Annotated in this window: 16 protein-coding genes; 11 read left to right on the top strand and 5 right to left on the bottom strand. The window is 53.8% G+C overall.

Translation table 11 applies throughout. The features are described 5' to 3' along the window. The first annotated feature begins 278 nt into the window (after positions 1–278). Positions 279–1,460 (top strand): sugar efflux transporter SetB, encoded by a 1,182-nt coding sequence (gene setB / locus INT84_RS07940; protein ID WP_194206360.1) that lies wholly within the window; start codon positions 279–281, stop codon positions 1,458–1,460. Here setB and INT84_RS07935 read toward each other — a convergent pair. Then, the gene (locus tag INT84_RS07935; RefSeq protein WP_176919028.1) at positions 1,457–1,711 is read right to left on the bottom strand and encodes a YkgJ family cysteine cluster protein; all 255 of its coding nucleotides are present in this window, start codon (positions 1,709–1,711) and stop codon (positions 1,457–1,459) included. The genes setB and INT84_RS07935 overlap by 4 nt on opposite strands. A gap of 149 nt (positions 1,712–1,860) precedes the next feature. On the opposite strand from INT84_RS07935, the gene yeiP reads away from it, so the two are divergent. After that, the gene (gene yeiP / locus INT84_RS07930; protein ID WP_103674305.1) at positions 1,861–2,433 is read left to right on the top strand and encodes an elongation factor P-like protein YeiP; all 573 of its coding nucleotides are present in this window, start codon (positions 1,861–1,863) and stop codon (positions 2,431–2,433) included. Between the two features lie 266 nt (positions 2,434–2,699). Here the strand turns inward: yeiP and uxuA are convergent, their stop codons facing one another. Further along, a complete protein-coding gene (gene uxuA / locus INT84_RS07925) occupies positions 2,700–3,890 on the bottom strand; it encodes a mannonate dehydratase (RefSeq protein ID WP_194206359.1) in 1,191 nt (396 codons plus the stop codon). Between the two features lie 206 nt (positions 3,891–4,096). Here uxuA and INT84_RS07920 point away from each other — a divergent pair, with 206 nt between their 5' ends. The 9 genes from INT84_RS07920 to yejF all read left to right on the top strand — a co-directional run bounded on the left by INT84_RS07920 (position 4,097) and on the right by yejF (position 15,668). Beyond that, on the top strand, positions 4,097–5,563 hold the full coding sequence (locus tag INT84_RS07920) for a mannitol dehydrogenase family protein (RefSeq protein WP_194206358.1): 1,467 nt from the start codon (positions 4,097–4,099) through the stop codon (positions 5,561–5,563). Between the two features lie 58 nt (positions 5,564–5,621). After that, the gene (locus tag INT84_RS07915) at positions 5,622–6,599 is read left to right on the top strand and encodes a GTP-binding protein (RefSeq protein ID WP_194206357.1); all 978 of its coding nucleotides are present in this window, start codon (positions 5,622–5,624) and stop codon (positions 6,597–6,599) included. A gap of 45 nt (positions 6,600–6,644) precedes the next feature. Then, positions 6,645–7,358 carry a phosphatase PAP2 family protein gene (locus INT84_RS07910; RefSeq protein WP_194206356.1) on the top strand — a complete coding sequence of 238 codons (714 nt, stop codon included), beginning with the start codon at positions 6,645–6,647 and terminating at the stop codon, positions 7,356–7,358. A gap of 415 nt (positions 7,359–7,773) precedes the next feature. Next, on the top strand, positions 7,774–8,340 hold the full coding sequence (gene mepS, locus INT84_RS07905) for a bifunctional murein DD-endopeptidase/murein LD-carboxypeptidase (protein WP_176919022.1): 567 nt from the start codon (positions 7,774–7,776) through the stop codon (positions 8,338–8,340). A gap of 167 nt (positions 8,341–8,507) precedes the next feature. Next, positions 8,508–10,097: a cyclic di-GMP phosphodiesterase gene (locus tag INT84_RS07900; protein ID WP_194206355.1), complete on the top strand. Its 1,590-nt coding sequence runs from the start codon at positions 8,508–8,510 to the stop codon at positions 10,095–10,097. Between the two features lie 45 nt (positions 10,098–10,142). Further along, entirely contained in the window at positions 10,143–11,948 is a 1,806-nt protein-coding gene (locus tag INT84_RS07895) for an extracellular solute-binding protein (RefSeq protein WP_194206354.1), read from the top strand. A 9-nt stretch (positions 11,949–11,957) separates the two neighbouring features. After that, the gene (locus tag INT84_RS07890) at positions 11,958–13,052 is read left to right on the top strand and encodes a microcin C ABC transporter permease YejB (protein ID WP_194206353.1); all 1,095 of its coding nucleotides are present in this window, start codon (positions 11,958–11,960) and stop codon (positions 13,050–13,052) included. After that, positions 13,052–14,077 carry a microcin C ABC transporter permease gene (locus INT84_RS07885; RefSeq protein WP_194206352.1) on the top strand — a complete coding sequence of 342 codons (1,026 nt, stop codon included), beginning with the start codon at positions 13,052–13,054 and terminating at the stop codon, positions 14,075–14,077. The genes INT84_RS07890 and INT84_RS07885 overlap by 1 nt, the downstream gene beginning before the upstream one ends. A 1-nt stretch (position 14,078) precedes the next feature. Continuing rightward, complete coding sequence (gene yejF / locus INT84_RS07880; protein ID WP_194206351.1) at positions 14,079–15,668, top strand: microcin C ABC transporter ATP-binding protein YejF; 1,590 nt, start codon at positions 14,079–14,081, stop codon at positions 15,666–15,668. A gap of 3 nt (positions 15,669–15,671) precedes the next feature. Here yejF and INT84_RS07875 read toward each other — a convergent pair whose 3' ends face one another. The 3 genes from INT84_RS07875 to rsuA all read right to left on the bottom strand — a co-directional run bounded on the left by INT84_RS07875 (position 15,672) and on the right by rsuA (position 18,245). Further along, on the bottom strand, positions 15,672–16,016 hold the full coding sequence (locus INT84_RS07875; protein ID WP_176919016.1) for a YejG family protein: 345 nt from the start codon (positions 16,014–16,016) through the stop codon (positions 15,672–15,674). Positions 16,017–16,325: 309 nt separating this feature from the next. Next, complete coding sequence (locus tag INT84_RS07870) at positions 16,326–17,522, bottom strand: Bcr/CflA family multidrug efflux MFS transporter (protein ID WP_176919015.1); 1,197 nt, start codon at positions 17,520–17,522, stop codon at positions 16,326–16,328. 21 nt (positions 17,523–17,543) lie between these two features. Beyond that, positions 17,544–18,245 carry a 16S rRNA pseudouridine(516) synthase RsuA gene (gene rsuA, locus INT84_RS07865; RefSeq protein ID WP_194206350.1) on the bottom strand — a complete coding sequence of 234 codons (702 nt, stop codon included), beginning with the start codon at positions 18,243–18,245 and terminating at the stop codon, positions 17,544–17,546. Positions 18,246–18,264: the final 19 nt, after the last annotated feature.

Genomic DNA, 18,264 nt, shown 5'->3' with positions numbered 1-18,264 from the left:
ACGTTTCAAGGAGTCTGGTACTTTCCGGCAATTCCTGCAAGAAATGTTCTGATTTGGATAACAAAATTTAGAGGTACAGCACATTTTATTGCCCGTGCCACCGCCGTTGCTGAAGTTTACTGGCCCTGTTCGGCACCGGCTTCAGCTCGTTCAGCAACAATTTCAATGCTTTTGAAAACCTGTTTTGATTTATCGTGCGTGTTTTGATTTCACTCACTGTTTATTTTACGTCAGGCGGCGTAAACTCCCGCGCTACTCCATTACGCTTAAAAAATCTGATGCAAAATATCCCTGCCGCCGCCCCCCCGCGCGCTTTTGATTTCACCTCTGCGTCCTTCCTGATCGTTGCTTTTCTGACCGGTATTGCAGGCGCATTGCAAACCCCGACGCTGAGCCTGTTTTTGACCAATGAAGTGCATGCGCGTCCGGCCATGGTGGGATTCTTTTTCACCGGCAGCGCCATTATTGGCATCATCGTAAGCCAGTTTCTCGCGGGTCGTTCAGATCGCAAGGGCGATCGTAAAAGCCTGATTGTTTTTTGCTGCGTGTTGGGCGTGCTGGCATGTGCGTTATTTGCCTGGAACCGTAACTACTTTATTCTGCTGTTTATCGGTGTTTTTCTGAGTAGTTTTGGCTCCACGGCCAACCCGCAGATGTTTGCCCTGGCGCGTGAACATGCTGACCGTACCGGGCGCGAAGCCGTCATGTTTAGCTCGATCCTTCGCGCGCAGGTCTCGCTGGCATGGGTCATCGGCCCGCCGCTGGCTTATGCGCTGGCGATGGGGTTTGGTTTTACCGTGATGTATCTCAGCGCCGCCGTGGCGTTTGTTGTCTGTGGGGTGATGGTCTGGCTATTTTTGCCTACCATGCCCAAGCTGGATGCGGCTGCGTCAGGCAGTATTGAAGCGCCCCGCCGTAACCGTCGTGATGCGCTATTGCTGTTCGTGATTTGTACGCTGATGTGGGGCACTAACAGCCTGTACATCATCAATATGCCGCTGTTTATTATTAACGAACTGCATCTACCGGAAAAACTCGCGGGTCTGATGATGGGGACCGCTGCGGGACTTGAGATCCCGACGATGTTGATTGCCGGCTATTACGCGAAGCGGTTTGGTAAACGCTTCTTGATGCGCATCGCCATTGTCGCTGGCTTACTGTTTTATATCGGCATGCTGACCGTCCACACGCCTGCCCTGCTGCTTGCCATGCAATTGCTGAACGCCATTTACATTGGCATTCTGGCAGGCATTGGGATGCTCTATTTCCAGGATCTGATGCCCGGTCAAGCGGGATCGGCGACCACGCTTTACAGTAATACCACGCGCGTTGGCTGGATTATTGCCGGATCGCTGGCGGGCGTGGTGGCCGAACTGTGGAGTTATCATGCGGTATTCTGGATTGCGCTGGTAATGTGCCTGGCCGGTTTCGCCTGCCTGATGCGCATTAAAGACGTTTAGGGCGCGGTCAGCGTTTCCAGCGTGATGAGATAGGTCATCGCCTGCTCGCGCGTCTCGCCGCACATGTCAGCAGAAGGTTGCAGACTCGCGCAGACGTTGGGGCGCAGCGGCGAGGCAAAAATTTTGCAGCGTAAATGCTCATCAAGCTGAATACAGGGCGTATTAGCAGGCTTGCCGTTCGGCATGCCGGGGATCGGACTGGAGATAGAAGGTGCTGTGCAACAGGCACCGCAGTCCGCACGACACGGCATAAAAACTCTCTTTGTGAGCAGGCAAGAGATCGCACAGTATCATCTCTTGCCTGCTGATAGCAAAACCCTGCAAATCCTCTTGCCTGAAAGCCCCGCCGCGGGTACCTTGACGCGATATTTTCTACATCTCCGTAAACAGGATTATTGCAATGCCAAGAGCGAATGAAATTAAAAAAGGTATGGTGCTGAATTACAACGGCAAGCTGCTGATTGTTAAAAATATTGATATTCAGTCACCCAGCGCCCGTGGCGCAGCAACGCTGTATAAAATGCGTTTTTCCGACGTTCGTACCGGTCTGAAGGTAGAAGAGCGTTTTAAGGGTGACGATATTCTGGATACCGTGACGTTGACTCGCCGTTTTGTGGACTTCTCTTACGTTGACGGTAATGAATACGTGTTCATGGATAAAGAAGACTACACCCCATATACCTTCACGAAAGATCAAATTGAAGAAGAGTTGCAGTTCATTCCGGAAGGCGGAATGCCGGATATGCAGGTGTTGACGTGGGACGGTCAGTTGCTGGCGCTGGAACTGCCGCAGACCGTAGACCTGGAAATTATTGAAACCGCTCCGGGGATTAAGGGCGCGTCTGCCAGCTCACGCACCAAACCCGCGACAATGTCTACCGGCCTGGTGGTTCAGGTGCCGGAATATCTCACTACCGGTGAGAAAATCCGCATCCATATCGAAGAGTGCCGCTATATGGGTCGCGCTGACTAAGCGATTTAACGGAGCCGGTGGGTTTGCAATTTCCAGGCTGGGTAAGGCGAAGCCGCCACCCGGCAACGCGACTCTTCAGGCGCAGACACCGTGCCACGTTGCCCGGCGGCGCTTCGCTTGCGCGGGCCTACGGTATCGTGGCAGATTGTTAATTACGGTAGCAATCATTGGTGATTTTGTAGGCTGGGTAAGCGCACCACCACCCGGCAATGCGACTTCACAACATAATGCGATAACGGCCCCTGCCGCTATCGCTTTTTTATGGCTTACAGCAGTTCAGGGAACAGCGTCTGTTTCAGCGCCAGCTCAACGCCGCGCACTTCAGCCATCCCCTTCAAACGTCCAATAGCGGAATATCCCGGATTGGTCTTCTTACGCAGATCGTCAAGCATCTGATGGCCGTGGTCCGGGCGGAACGGAATCGGACGCAGGTCCCCCGCTTTCTTACGCCGCAGCTCTTCGGCCAGCACCGCTTTCACCACGGCGACCATATCCACATCGCCCTGCAAATGCGCCCCTTCGTGGAAGGTTTTTGGATTCTCTTCCCGACAGGTGGAGCGCAGATGGGTAAAGTGGATGCGATCGCCAAAGGTTTCCACCATCCGCACCAGATCGTTGTCGGCGCGCACGCCGTAAGAGCCGGTACACATGGTGAAACCGTTATTGATGCTGTCAACGGTCTCTTTCAGCCACTGCATATCTTCAATGGTGGAGACAATGCGCGGCAGCCCGAGGATGGGACGCGGCGGATCGTCAGGATGCACGGCCAGGCGGACGCCCACCTCCTCAGCCACAGCGACAATCGCCCGCAGGAAATACGCCATATTCTCACGCAACTGCGCTTTATCGATATGATCGTACTCTGCCAGCCGCGCACGGAACTGATCCAGGGTATAACCCTCTTCTGCGCCCGGCAGCCCGGCGATAATATTGCGCGTCAGCTTTTCAATATCGTCCGCGCTCATGGCGTTAAAATAGGCCTGCGCCTGCTGCTGTTCCTGCTCGCTATAATCAGCTTTAGCACCGTCACGCTTAAGAATATGCAGTTCAAAGGCGGCAAATGCGATGTGATCAAACCGCAGCGCTTTGGAGCCGTCCGGCAGCGTGTATTCGAGATCGGTACGCGTCCAGTCCAGAATGGGCATAAAGTTGTAGCACACGGTATCAATACCGCAGGCGGCCAGATTACGGATGCTCTGCTGATAATTGGCAATCCAGGTATCGTACTGCCCGGAATGGGTTTTGATCTCTTCGTGCACCGGAATGCTCTCGACCACGGACCAGGTTAACCCTTTTTCTGCCAGCAGCGCCTGACGCTGTTTAATTTCCTCTACCGGCCAGACCTGACCGTTAGGAATGTGGTGTAATGCAGTGACTACGCCCGTTGCGCCAGCCTGACGCACATCATCCAAAGAGACCGGATCGTTCGGCCCATACCAACGCCAGGTTTGCTCCATCGCCTCACCCTCTTAAGTTGTTATACCAATTAAACCTATACGAATGATGACTACCATACATGTTTCCCTGTAAGCGTCAATTTGCGCGCCATCATTGATTGATCCAGCTCACATTCCCCGGATTTATCAGGCACACCAATTCAATTTGCTGTCATATAACTTTACAATAGCATTTGTTAATCTTTAGTTAACTGAGTGTGCCAATAATGAAGACTATAGCCTCCACCCCGCTGCCTGATGCTGTACAGCAGCCACATTACGACAGACAGCAATTGCGCTCCCGCATTGTGCATTTTGGTTTTGGCGCATTTCATCGCGCGCATCAGGCGCTGCTCACCCATCGGGTACTGAACGCAAAAGGCGGCGACTGGGGAATATGTGAAATTAGCCTGTTCAGCGGTGATGTACTGATGAGCCAGCTTCGCCAGCAGGACCATCTTTACACCGTGCTGGAAAAAGGCGCGCAGAGCAATGAGGCGATTATCGTCGGTGCCGTTAACGAATGTCTGAATGCAAAGCTGGATTCGCTGGCCGCGATTATTGAGAAATTTTGCGAACCGCAGGTGGCGATTGTGTCACTGACCATCACCGAAAAAGGCTACTGCATCGATCCAGCCACCGGTCGCCTTGATGAAAGCCAGCCGCGCATTATTCACGATCTGCAACATCCCACTGAACCGCACTCTGCACCGGGTATTCTGGTTGAAGCGCTGTCGCGCCGCCGTGAACGCGGGCTTGCGCCGTTTACCGTGCTCTCCTGCGATAATATTCCCGATAACGGCCATATTGTGAAAAATGCAGTCCTTGGAATGGCACATAAACGGGATGCGGCGCTGGCGGCCTGGATTGAGCAGCACGTCACCTTCCCCGCCACGATGGTGGACCGCATCGTGCCCGCCGCCACAGAAGAATCGCTGAATGAGATTGCTGAACACCTGGGCGTGTTCGATCCCTGCGCTATTAGCTGTGAGCCGTTTATTCAGTGGGTCATTGAAGATAATTTCGTCGCGGGTCGCCCGGAGTGGGAAGTCGCGGGCGTACAGATGGTGGAAGATGTGATGCCGTGGGAGCAGATGAAACTGCGGATGCTGAACGGCAGCCATACTTTTCTCGCCTGTCTGGGCTACCTGGCGGGACATCAGCATATCAGCGACTGCATGCAGGATGCGCCATTTCGTCAGGCCGCCCGCCGCCTGATGTCTGACGAGCAGGCTCCCACTCTGAAGATTACCGGCGTCGATCTTAACGCCTATGCGGACAGCCTGATTGAACGTTTCGCGAATCCCGCGCTGAAGCACCGCACCTGGCAGATTGCGATGGACAGCAGCCAGAAGCTGCCGCAACGCATGCTGGAGAGCATACGTATTCACCTCCAGCGCCAGGGCGCCTGGCCACTACTGGCGCTGGGTATCGCGGGATGGATGCGCTATGTCAGCGGGACGGATGATGCGGGAAACGCCATTGATGTGCGCGATCCGCTGGCCGACAAAATCCGCTCGCGGGTCGACAGCAGTGACGAATCACAGCGCGTCAACGCTCTGCTGAGCCTGAAAGAAATTTTCGCCAACGACCTGCCGGAAAACACACAATTCGTTGATGCCGTTCAGCAAGCCTGGCAGCGGTTATGCGAGAGAGGGGCGCGTCAGGCGGTGATTGACACACTGAACGATTAACGTCGCGAGGCGCTTTAAGGTAAGCTGTAACAAAGTTGTTATAGTGTACGGAGCTTACGTGACCAAAACTAATCTCATCACTGGTTTTCTCGGCAGCGGGAAAACCACCTCCATCCTGCATCTGCTGGCAAACAAACCTGCGAATGAAAAATGGGCCGTGCTGGTCAATGAATTTGGTGAAGTCGGCATCGACGGCGCACTGCTGGCCGGAAGCGGCGCGTTGCTTAAAGAGATCCCCGGCGGCTGCATGTGCTGCGTGAATGGTCTGCCTATGCAGGTCGGGCTGAATACGCTCCTGCGCCAGGGAAAACCCGACCGTCTGCTGATTGAACCGACCGGACTGGGCCATCCAAAGCAGATCCTCGATATTCTGACCGCGCCGGTTTATGAACCGTGGATAGATTTGCAGGCAACGCTCTGTTTGCTCGATCCGCGTCTCCTGCTGGACGAGAAAGCGCTGAATAATGAAAACTTCCGCGATCAGCTGGCGGCGGCAGATATCATCGTGGCGAATAAAGCCGACCGGGCGAGCGCGGAAAGCCAGCAGGCGCTGGACAGCTGGTGGCGGCGTTACGGCGGCGCACGCGAGCTGATTTTTAGCGAGCAGGGAAACATTGCGCCAGCGCTGCTGGAAAAACCACGTCTGAACACGGCATCGCTCCCCTCCGCTTCCGGACATGCTCACAGCCACGCACCGAAGCACGGTCTTGCCGCGCTTAACCTGCCTGAGCAGCAGCGCTGGCGGCGCAGCCTCAATAGCGGACAAGGTTATCAGGCGTGCGGCTGGATTTTTGATGCCGACACTCAGTTTGACACTATTGGTCTGCTGGAGTGGGCAAGACTGGCACCCGTTGAGCGGGTAAAAGGCGTTATGCGCATTGCAGAAGGGCTGGTTCGGATTAACCGGCAGGGGCAGGACCTGCATATCGAAACTCAAAATGTCGCGCCACCGGATAGCCGAATAGAGCTTATCGCTGAAGCACAGGCAGACTGGAATGGACTGCAAAGCGCACTGTTGAAGCTTCGTTTAAGCTGATGCCGCTAAGGTTGCGGTTGTTAACATCATACGTGGCCTTTTTTAATGAAAATTCAACTTTCCCGGATCCTGCTGCTCAACGCCGCGGGATTTGCGCTCTTCCTGTGCTGGTATTTGCCGGGAAACCATGGCATGTGGTTTACGCTGGATACCTCCATTTTTCATTTTTTTAACCCCTTGCTGGCCGATCATCGCGCCTTCGTGTGGTTTCTGGCCATCACCAATAACCGTGCTTTTGATGCCTGCTCGCTGCTGGCCATGGGGGCGCTGATGTTACGATTCTGGCTAAAGAGCGACCCGGTCGGGCGTCGCCAAATCGTTATCATTGGTCTGGTGATGTTGTTAACCGCCATCATCGTTAACCAGTTTGCCCAGGCGTTAATGCCGGTCAAGCGGGCCAGCCCGACGCTGTTCTTCAGCGACGCGCTTCGGGTCAGCGACCTTCTGCATATTCCGACAAAAGATGCGTCCAAAGACAGCTTCCCCGGCGATCACGGCATGATGCTGCTTATTTTCTGCGCGTTTATGTGGCGTTATTTTGGTCGTAACACCTTTCTGCTGGCACTACTGATATTTGTCGTATTTGCCTTTCCACGCGTGATGATCGGCGCTCACTGGTTAACCGATATTGTGATTGGTTCTCTCACATCGGTTCTCATTGGTCTGCCCTGGATCCTGTTAACGCCGATGAGCGATAAAATGATTTGCTTTATGGATCGTTATTTGCCCGGCAGGAATAAACAAAAAATTAACAAATAAATAACCACAATTAACGATTGCTATACGTTATTGTTGTGCTGTTTTTTCACCACTTTTCAGCTGCGCCTGATGTTTTGTCATCGCCTTGTCATACTTATGCCTACGTAAGTAGATGAATTTATGCTTTTTTATCTAAAAAAGGTTAATTTTTAGCCAATTCATTTTTTTAACTTTCTGTATCACTTTTTCTTATAAAAAAACGCGTAAAAGCACTCGCAATGCATGTGGTGATAGGGTACTCTCGTTTACGTTTTGCCTCTCAGAGATAAATTATTCTCAATTTAAATAAATTTGTGCGTTCCAGCACAAATTTGGATAGAAAGAATTGTCTCGTTGTGCGCAGGTAATTAGTCTCGTCACGGTTGGCATTTTTATAACGATTTTTCGTTAAGGACTTCAAGGGAAAACAAACAACATGGTCACATCTCAGCCGATTTTGAGATACATCTGGCGGGCTATCCCCGCGTTAGCAGTAGCGGCTTTACTTTCTGCATGTAGTACGACGAATACCGCAAAGAATATGCATCCTGAGACGCATGCTGTGGTCGAAGATACCTCTTCACTGCAAGCCTCTCAGGATGAATTTGAATCCATGGTGCGTAACCTCGACGTTAAATCGCGCCTGATGGATCAATACGCTAGCTGGAAAGGCGTTCGCTATCGCCTTGGCGGCAGCACGAAAAAAGGCATTGATTGTTCCGGCTTCGTACAGCGTACTTTCCGTGAACAGTTTGGTATGGATCTCCCCCGCTCGACTTACGAGCAGCAGGAAATGGGTAAATCTGTATCGCGTGGACATCTACGCACTGGCGATCTGGTGCTGTTCCGTGCAGGTTCCACGGGGCGTCACGTCGGTATCTATATCGGCAACAACCAGTTCGTTCATGCCTCTACCAGCAGCGGTGTGACCATCTCCAGCATGGACGAGCCGTACTGGAAGAAGCGCTATAACGAAGCGCGCCGTGTCCTGAGTCGTTCTTAATGTTTTCTGTTGTCGGTTTTCCCTTGGCTGACAACAGAACGCAAAAAAAAGCACTGCTTATGCAGTGTTTTTTTTTGCCTTTATCCTGATGGTATAGTGACTGAGCTATGCTTACTGCATTCCATCCCCGGAAAAATCGCCCCCACCGTCACGGATAGCGTAACTCTATGCTGACCCACTACTTCTCGACCGGCCGTAAACCTGGATTGATCAGCCTCCTGTGCGGACTGCTGATTGGCTTACTGGTGGGCTGTGCGCATTTTGCGGTGATTTACCACGAACGGGAAACGCGATTCGACAATATTACCCGCCATCTACAATATTATCTGAACAACGCCTTTAGCGAACTGCGCACCACCATTGATTCTCTACAGCCGCTGGCCCAGTATCCCTGTGCTGATATCGCCTCAGAGCTAACGACCCGGGCGGCGTTTACGCTCAATGTCCGCGCCTTTTTACTGGTCGATCGTGGCCGCGCGGTCTGCTCCTCCGCCACCGGGCCGATGGCTACGCCGCTTAATCAACTGGTGCCGGAGATTGATATCCGCAAACCCGTCGATATCGCCGTGCTGGCAGGAACGCCGATGATGCCGGACAAGACCGCGATTGCGTTATGGGTACGCGATCCTCAGCAGCAGGACCGGGGGGTGTTTACCTCGTTAAACGCTAATTTAACCCCGCTGCTGCTTTACCCCGCAAGGCATGATGATTTCTCGGGCATCGCGCTGGGGTTCGGTAATCGGGCTATCTCTTCCTTTTCGCATCGTCTGGTCAACCCACTACAAAAAGGGCAGCCTCCTGTGCGCCAGGTGAAGCTCGATGGGTTGCCACTTGCGGTGTATCTGTATGCCAGCCCCTGGCCCAAAGAGAACCTGCAAATTACCCTGCTGCTGACCTTGATGAGCGTGTTTATTTCCACCGTGCTCTGTTTTTATATTCTGACGCTGCGCCGACATCCCGGAAAAGAGCTGCTCGCGGCGATTAAGCATAATCAGTTTTACGTGGTTTATCAGCCCGTGGTTGATACCAGCACGATGCAAATTGCGGGCGTTGAGGCCCTGATGCGCTGGAAGCATCCTGACGCCGGGGAGATCCCGCCTGATGTGTTTATTCATTTCGCTGAGACACAGAACCTGATCGTGCCGTTAACCCAGCATTTATTTAAACTGATTGCCCATGATGCACCCACACTACAAAAGGTGCTTCCTGCTGGCTCCCGGCTGGGCGTTAATATTGCACCAGGGCATCTGCATGCTGACAGCTTCCGTCAGGATATCCGCTCTTTTGTAGGTTCTCTGCCTGCCGCCCATTTTCAACTGGTGCTGGAAATGACCGAGCGCGACATGCTTAACGAGAAAGTCGCCACCCGACTCTTCGACTGGCTGCATGAAGAGGGGCATCTCATTGCCATTGATGACTTTGGCACCGGCCATAGCGCATTGATTTATCTGGAGCGTTTCCGTTTTGATTATCTGAAAATCGATCGGGGATTCATTGCCGCCATTGGCACAGAAACCGTAACATCACCGGTAATGGATGCGGTATTATTACTGGCTAAGCGAATGGATCTTACCACTATCGCAGAAGGCGTCGAGACGGCGGAACAGGCCGACTGGCTATGCGAACGCGGAGTGAATTACCTTCAGGGTTACTGGATCAGCCGGCCATTGACCCTGAAGCAACTGGTCGCTGCGCATGACGAGCCTGCAAAATGTTTCCGATCTTCTCAGGCGTCTATTACTATTCAGGGACAATAGCTCAGTTCATATGAAACTGTTCACGTAAAGGATGGCCGTTCAGGTATGTTAGTACGCCTCATTTTCTTACTCATCGCGCTATTCAGCTGCATAGCCCAGGCGCAAACCATCAAAGAGAATACTGCGTTTGCGGTGATCGGCGAGCCAAAATACGCCGTTAACTTTTCGCACTTTGATTATGTCAATCCCGCTGCACCGAAAGGCGGCGCGGTGACGATGGCGGCGATTGGCACTTTCGATAACTTTAACCGTTTTGCAATGCGCGGCAATCCCGCGGAACGGACAGGTGCGCTTTACGATACTTTATTCACCACGTCCGATGATGAGCCGGGCAGCTATTATCCGCTGGTGGCCGAATCGGCGCGTTACGCCGACGACTATTCGTGGGTTGAACTGAGCATTAATCCGCGTGCCAGATTTCACGACGGCACGCCGATGACGGCACAGGATGTCGTGTTTACCTTTAACAAGTTTATGACCGAAGGCGTGCCGCAGTTTCGTCTGATCTACAAAGGGACGACGTTTAAAGCCATCGCGCCGCTGACCGTGCGCATCGAACTTGCTCAACCGGGCAAAGAGAATATGCTGAGCCTCTTTTCTCTGCCGGTCATGCCGGAGAAATTCTGGCGTAAGCATAAGCTGAGCGATCCGCTCTCACAGCCGCCGCTGGCCAGCGGTCCGTATAAAATCAGCGCCTGCCGAATGGGGCAATATGTAACTTATTCGCGGGTGAAAGACTACTGGGCGGCAAATCTGCCGGTTAACCGTGGACGCTGGAATTTCGATACCATCCGCTACGATTACTATCTTGATGACAACGTCGCTTTCGAAGCATTCAAAGCGGGCGCGTTTGATTTTCGTACCGAAGGCAGCGCCAAAAACTGGGCTACCCGCTACATTGGCAAGAATTTCGCCAACCACCAGATTGTTAAAGAAGAACTGGAAAGCGATGCCGCTCAGGACGCCCGCTGGCTGGCCTTTAATATTCAGCGTCCGGTATTCAGTGACAGAAAAGTACGGGAAGCCATCACGCTGGCGTTTGATTTTGAATGGATGAACAAGACGCTGTTTTACAACGCCTACTCCCGGCCTGATAGCTATTTCCTTAATACCGAGTACGCGGCACGCCACTATCCGGATGCGGATGAGCTGACGCTGCTGGCACCACTGAAAAAAGATCTGCCTCCCGAGGTATTTACCTCTGTTTATCAGCCGCCGAAATCTAATGCGGATGGCTACGATCGCGATAATCTGCTCAAAGCCAGCGACCTGTTAACCCAGGCGGGATGGGTGATGAAAGGCCAGCAGCGGGTGAACAGCCAAACCGGTAAGCCGCTGCGCTTCGAGCTGCTGCTGCCTTCTGGCGGCAACGATCAATGGGTGCTGGCGTTTAAACACAACCTGGCGCGGATCGGCGTTACGATGGATATTCGCCAGATCGACAACTCCCAGCTCACCAGCCGCTTGCGCAGCCGCGACTACGACATGATGCCTCGCGTGGTACAGGCGATGCCGTGGCCGAGTTCCGATTTACAAATTTCCTGGGCCTCAGACTATATCGACTCCAGCTATAACGCGCCGGGGGTAAAAAGCCCGGTGATTGATGCGTTAATCGCGCAGATTATTCGCGAGCAGGGAAACAAAGAGAAACTGTTGCCCCTCGGACGTGCGCTGGATCGGGTATTAACCTGGAACTACTATATGCTGCCGATGTGGTATATGGCGAAAGACCGACTGGCCTACTGGGATAAATTTTCACATCCGGCTACGCGACCGCTCTACTCTGTCGGTTTCGATAACTGGTGGTACGATGTTAACAAAGCGGCAAAATTACCCGCAGCCAGACGTTAAGGAGCAGGCATGGGCGCTTATCTACTTCGCCGCTTATTACTGGTGATCCCGACCCTGTGGGCGATTATCACCATCAACTTTTTTATTGTTCAGGTAGCCCCTGGTGGTCCGGTCGATCAGGCGATTGCCACCATTGAAATGGGTCAGTCTAGCGGTTTACCGGGCGCGGGCGGCGGCGGCCTCAGTGCATCACATGCGCGGCCCGGCGTCGGTAATCTGAGCGAAAGCCATTACCGCGGCGGACGCGGCCTCGATCCAGAGGTCATCGCCGAGATCACCCATCGCTATGGCTTCGATAAGCCCCTGCACGAGCGCTATTTTAAAATGCTGTGGGACTATGTGCGCTTTGATTTCGGCGACAGCCTGTTTCGCAGCGCGTCGGTATTAACGCTCATTAAGCAGAGCCTGCCGGTATCGATTACCCTCGGGTTATGGAGCACGCTCATCATCTACCTGGTGTCGATACCGCTTGGCATACGCAAAGCGGTGCAAAACGGCAGCCGCTTTGATACCTGGAGCAGCGCGTTGATTATTATCGGCTATGCGATCCCGGCGTTTCTGTTCGCTATTCTGATGATCGTCTTCTTCGCGGGCGGCAGCTATTACGATATTTTCCCGCTACGTGGTCTGGTGTCCGCCAACTTTGATACCCTGCCGTGGTATCAAAAAATTACCGACTATCTGTGGCATATTACCCTGCCCGTGCTGGCAACGGTGATAGGCGGTTTTGCCGCGCTGACGATGCTGACCAAGAATTCGTTTCTCGATGAGATCCGCAAACAATACGTGGTCACCGCGCGGGCAAAAGGCGTCAGCGAGAAAAACATTCTCTGGGGACACGTCTTTCGTAACGCCATGCTGCTGGTGATCGCCGGTTTCCCGGCCACGTTTATCAGCATGTTTTTTACCGGCTCACTGTTAATTGAGGTGATGTTCTCCCTGAACGGGCTGGGACTGTTGGGTTATGAATCGACGATTTCCCGTGATTATCCGGTGATGTTCGGCACCCTGTACATCTTTACGCTGGTCGGGCTGCTGCTGAATATTTTGAGCGATATCACCTATACGTTTGTCGATCCGCGTATTGATTTTGAGGGCCGCTGATGCGTCAGGTAAATTCCATCAATCAGGCCCGCTGGGCGCGTTTTCGCCATAACCGTCGTGGCTACTGGTCGCTATGGATCTTCATGGTGATTTTTATCTGCTGCCTGTTGTCAGAAATTATCGCCAATGATAAGCCGCTGCTGGTGCAGTATCAGGGAAGCCTGTATGTGCCCGTGCTGAAAAACTACAGCGAACGTGATTTTGGCGGGCCGTTTACCACCGCCGCAGATTATCAGGATCCGTGGCTACAAAAACAGCTTGCCAATCATGGCTGGGTGCTGTGGGCTCCCATTCGTTTCGGCGCTAACAGCATCAATTTCTCCAGCGATAAACCCTTTCCCGCGCCGCCTTCGGCACAAAACTGGCTGGGAACTGATGCCAATGGCGGAGACGTGCTGGCGCGTATTCTCTACGGCTCGCGGATCTCGCTGCTGTTTGGCCTGATGCTGACCCTGTGTACCAGCGTGCTGGGCGTGGTGGCGGGTGCCATTCAGGGTTATTACGGCGGAAAAGTCGACCTCTGGGGTCAGCGCATCATCGAAGTGTGGTCGGGTATGCCGACGCTCTTTTTGATCATTCTGCTTTCCAGTGTCATTCAGCCTAATTTCTGGTGGCTGCTCGGGATCACCGTTCTGTTTGGCTGGATGGCGCTGGTCGGCGTGGTCCGCGCGGAGTTTTTGCGCACCCGTAACTATGACTATATTCGCGCGGCGCAGGCGATGGGCGTCAGCGATAGCGCGATTATTTTCCGGCATATGCTGCCCAACGCGATGGTCGCCACCCTCACCTTTCTGCCATTTATTTTATGCAGCTCGGTCACTACGCTGACCTCACTGGATTTTCTCGGTTTTGGTCTGCCGCTGGGATCGCCGTCGCTGGGCGAACTGCTTTTACAGGGCAAGAATAATTTACAGGCCCCGTGGCTCGGCATTACTGCCTTTTTATCGATAGCCATTTTGCTGTCGCTGCTGATTTTCATCGGTGAAGCCGTGCGCGACGCCTTCGATCCTAATAAGGCGGTATAAGATGACGCATCCACTATTAGCCATCGACCGGCTTTCCGTCGCCTTTACGCAACAGGGCGAAACCCGCACCGTGGTCAGCGATTTGTCGCTTCAGGTGGAAGCGGGTGAAACGCTGGCGCTGGTCGGCGAATCAGGCTCCGGAAAAACGGTGTCAGCCCTGTCGATACTGCGTCTGCTCCCTTCCCCGCCGGTAAGCTGGCCGGAAGGCGATATCTGTTTTCACGGTCAGTCGCTACTGCACGCTGACGAGCGGACCTTGCGCGGCATTCGTGGCAATCGCATCGCCATGATATTCCAGGAGCCCATGGTCTCGCTCAACCCGTTGCATACCCTCGAAAGGCAGCTTTATGAGGTTCTATCGCTGCATCGCGGGATGCGCAGAGAAGCGGCACGGGCGGAAATCCTCACCTGCCTGGATCGGGTTGGCATTCGCAACGCGGCCCGCCGCCTTGCCGATTATCCGCATCAGCTTTCCGGCGGCGAACGTCAGCGGGTGATGATCGCCATGGCGCTGTTAACACGCCCGGAGTTGCTGATCGCCGACGAACCGACCACGGCGCTGGACGTTTCAGTGCAGGCGCAAATCCTGCAACTGCTGCGTGAATTACGCCAGGAACTGAATATGGGTCTGCTGTTTATTACCCATAACCTGAGCATCGTGCGCAAGCTGGCGGATAACGTGGCGGTCATGCAGAACGGTCGCTGCGTGGAGCAAAATCGCGCCGCCACGCTCTTTTCTGCGCCCGCACATCCTTATACGCAACGTCTGTTGAATAGCGAACCGTCAGGCGATCCGGTACCTCTGCCGCAAGAAACAACGCCTCTGCTACAGGTAGAGGATCTGTGCGTTGAATTCCCGGTACGCAAAGGCCTGCTGCGACGCGTCGTCGATCACAATCGCGTGGTGAAAAACCTGAGTTTTACCCTGCGTCCCGGTGAAGCGCTGGGGCTGGTCGGTGAATCCGGCTCGGGTAAAAGCACCACCGGGATGGCGCTGCTGAGGCTCATCGCCTCAAAAGGGCGTATCCAGTTTGATGGTCAACCGCTGGACGGATTAAGCCGTAAACAGCTGTTACCGGTGCGCCACCGCATTCAGGTGGTGTTTCAGGATCCCAATTCGTCGTTGAACCCCCGCCTCAACGTGCTGCAAATTGTGGAAGAAGGGCTGCGCGTGCATCAGCCAACGCTGAGCGCCCAGGAGCGTGAGAAGCAGGTCATTGCGGTACTACAGGAAGTGGGGCTGGACGCGGAGATGCGCCATCGTTATCCGGCAGCCTTTTCAGGCGGACAACGCCAGCGTATCGCCATTGCACGCGCGCTGATTTTGAAACCGGAGTTGATTATTCTGGATGAACCGACGTCATCGCTGGATCGCACCGTACAGGCGCAAATCCTCACGCTGCTGAAGTCGTTACAGGCGAAGCATCGTCTGGCCTATATCTTTATCAGCCACGATTTGCACGTCGTGCGTTCGCTGTGCCATCAGGTGATCGTACTGCGACAGGGGGAAGTGGTGGAGCAAGGCGAGTGCGGACGCGTATTTACCGATCCTCAGCAGGACTATACCCGCCAGCTATTAACCTTAAGCTGACGGTCAGAAAGGATTATGGCCTGAAAACGGCTCGGCAATCGCCACCCCGAAATTTTTTAACCGGCAGGTGGCGGCAAACTCATCTTGTCGGCTCACAAACAGACACGGCTCGCCCTCACACTCCAGTACCGAGCAGTCGACTTCAATATCGGTTAATGCCTGGCTCAGAGTATGCATCACCGGCCAGGCGTTATCACCGTCCGGACTCAAAAGCTTCAGCGCGACCAGGCAGTTTTCACAGGCAGGCGTACTTTGCGGAATCGGTTCAACTCTTGAACCCGCAAATCCGGACAGCCAGCGATAGCTCTGCGGCAAACGGTGTACGATGGAGAGTTGTTGATGAGTCACTTTTTTGTCCCCGGAAGCAGTAAAATTAACAATTGATTCACATCAATATTAACACATGGTTGACAATTCGTCGTGCATCCTGAAGAAAACGCTTTCATTCACAACCAGTAAGGATTCAGAGGCTCAACTTCCATGAGTGTAATCAGCGTTACAGGAGCCTTTTGGCGCTATATGTACCCGTTTTTGTGATCTAAAACAACCTTTTTAACAACACTGGCGTGACTTTTTACACAAAATGTTTTTACAAAAAACAAACATTTCATCAAGAAGAGCAGGAGATGGGGACCGTGACGTCCCCGAAAATGCAGATTAGCGTGCGGATTTTTTACTGCGGCTGGCGTACAAACAGAACAGAATGGAGCTGGTCGCACAGAAGGCGATCGATAAAATCATCGGCCAGGCGGTGCTGAATGTCGCCAGCGACAGCAGCGCACCGACAATCGCACCGATGCCAAAACGGAAGGTTCCCGCCAGAGAAGAGGCCGTACCCGCCATATGCGGAAACTCATCCAGAATGACCGCCATCGCGTTGGAGGAGACCAGCGACACGCAGCCGACAAACGCCGCCACGCCCACCACCATCGACCAGAAGCCGACATCGAAAAGCCCGCACACCACCAGCCATACCGCAGTGGCAAACTGAACCCACAGCCCGGCGCGGAACATATTCAGCGCCCCTACCCGCCGGACAAATCGGCTGTTCACAATGGTCAGTACAAACAGGAATACGACATTCAGCGCAAAGTAATAGCCGAAGTGCTGCGGCGGAACGTGGTTCAGTTCGATATACACAAACGGCCCCGCGCTCAAAAACGAGAACATCCCGGCGAAGCTGAAGCCGCTTGCCAGCATATAGCTCAGCACGCGTTTATGCCGAAACAGCGAGGCAAAATTGCCGCCCGTTGTGCGAAGGCGGAATTTCTGTCGCCGTTCAACAGGCAGCGTCTCGTCGATGAAAAAGAAAATCATCGCTGAGGCCAGCAGCGCGGCAACCGCAAGGATCCAGAATATTGTGTGCCAGCTAAACCAGATGAGTACCGCGCCACCGACCATCGGTGCCACCAGCGGGGCGATGGTCGTGACCAGCATGACGAACGACATCATGCGCGAAAATTCTTCTTTCGGATAAATATCGCGCATCAGGGCGTTAATCACCACGCTTGCCGCCGCTGCGGCCAGCCCGTGAAAAAAGCGCATCACAATCAGGTAGTCAATGGTTTGTGACAGGGCGCACGCCGCGGCCGCGGCCGCAAACACCAGCGTGCCGCCGAGGATCACTGGCTTACGTCCAAGGCTATCCGCCATCGGCCCGTACAGGAGCTGACCGAGCGCAAAGCCAAGAATATAGGTGCTGAGCGTCATCTGCGCGCTACCGGCTGGCACGCCGAACTGCGCGGAAATAACCGGCAACGCAGGCAAATACATATCAATCGAAAGCGGCATCAGCATGGCCAGCAGGCCAAGAATAAACACGATACCCAGCGAGGAGCGCTGCTTTGTCGTCACCCTTAACTCCTGTTATTCATGTTACGGCATGCCAGGACTGGCAATTTCTTCTGCGGTCAGCGCCCGGTATTCGCCCGGTGCGAGATCCGCATCCAGCACAATACCGCCGATGCGCTCACGATGCAGGCCAATGACATGGTTGCCCACGGCAGCAAACATGCGTTTTACCTGATGGTAGCGCCCTTCACTGATGGTCAGACGCACCTCGGTTGGGGTGATCACCTCAAGCGTGGCGGGCTTCGTCAGATCTTTTTCATTGTGGAGCTGTACGCCGCGCGCGAACTGTTCAGCGGTATCCTCCGCCACCGGCGATTCCAGGGTGACGAGATAGGTTTTTTCGCAATGATGACGCGGAGAAGTGATACGATGCGACCACTGTCCATCATCGGTCATCAGCACCAGCCCGGTGGTGTCGATATCCAGGCGTCCTGCGGCATGCAGCTTGTACGCCACCGGTTCGTCGAGGAAGTAAAGCACTGTCGGATGATCCGGATCGTCAGTCGAGCAGACATAGCCCTGCGGTTTGTTGAGCATGAAATAGCGCGGGCCGTGCTGCTGGGCAAGCGGATTGCCGTCGTAGGCGATCGCATGTTCCGGTTGAAGTTTAAAGGCGCTGTCCCTTACTATTTCGTCATCCACCGTGACACGGTTGGCACGAATTTCACGCCCGGCAATAGCACGGCTTACGCCAAGCTGCTGAGCGATAAATTTATCAAGTCGCATGAATTATTTTTGCCTGTAA

The organism is Superficieibacter sp. 1612_C1, from assembly GCF_015234305.1.
Taxonomy (GTDB): Bacteria; Pseudomonadota; Gammaproteobacteria; order Enterobacterales; family Enterobacteriaceae; genus Superficieibacter.
Note: the sequence above shows the minus strand (reverse complement) of the source record. Positions and strands in the feature narration are given on the sequence as shown.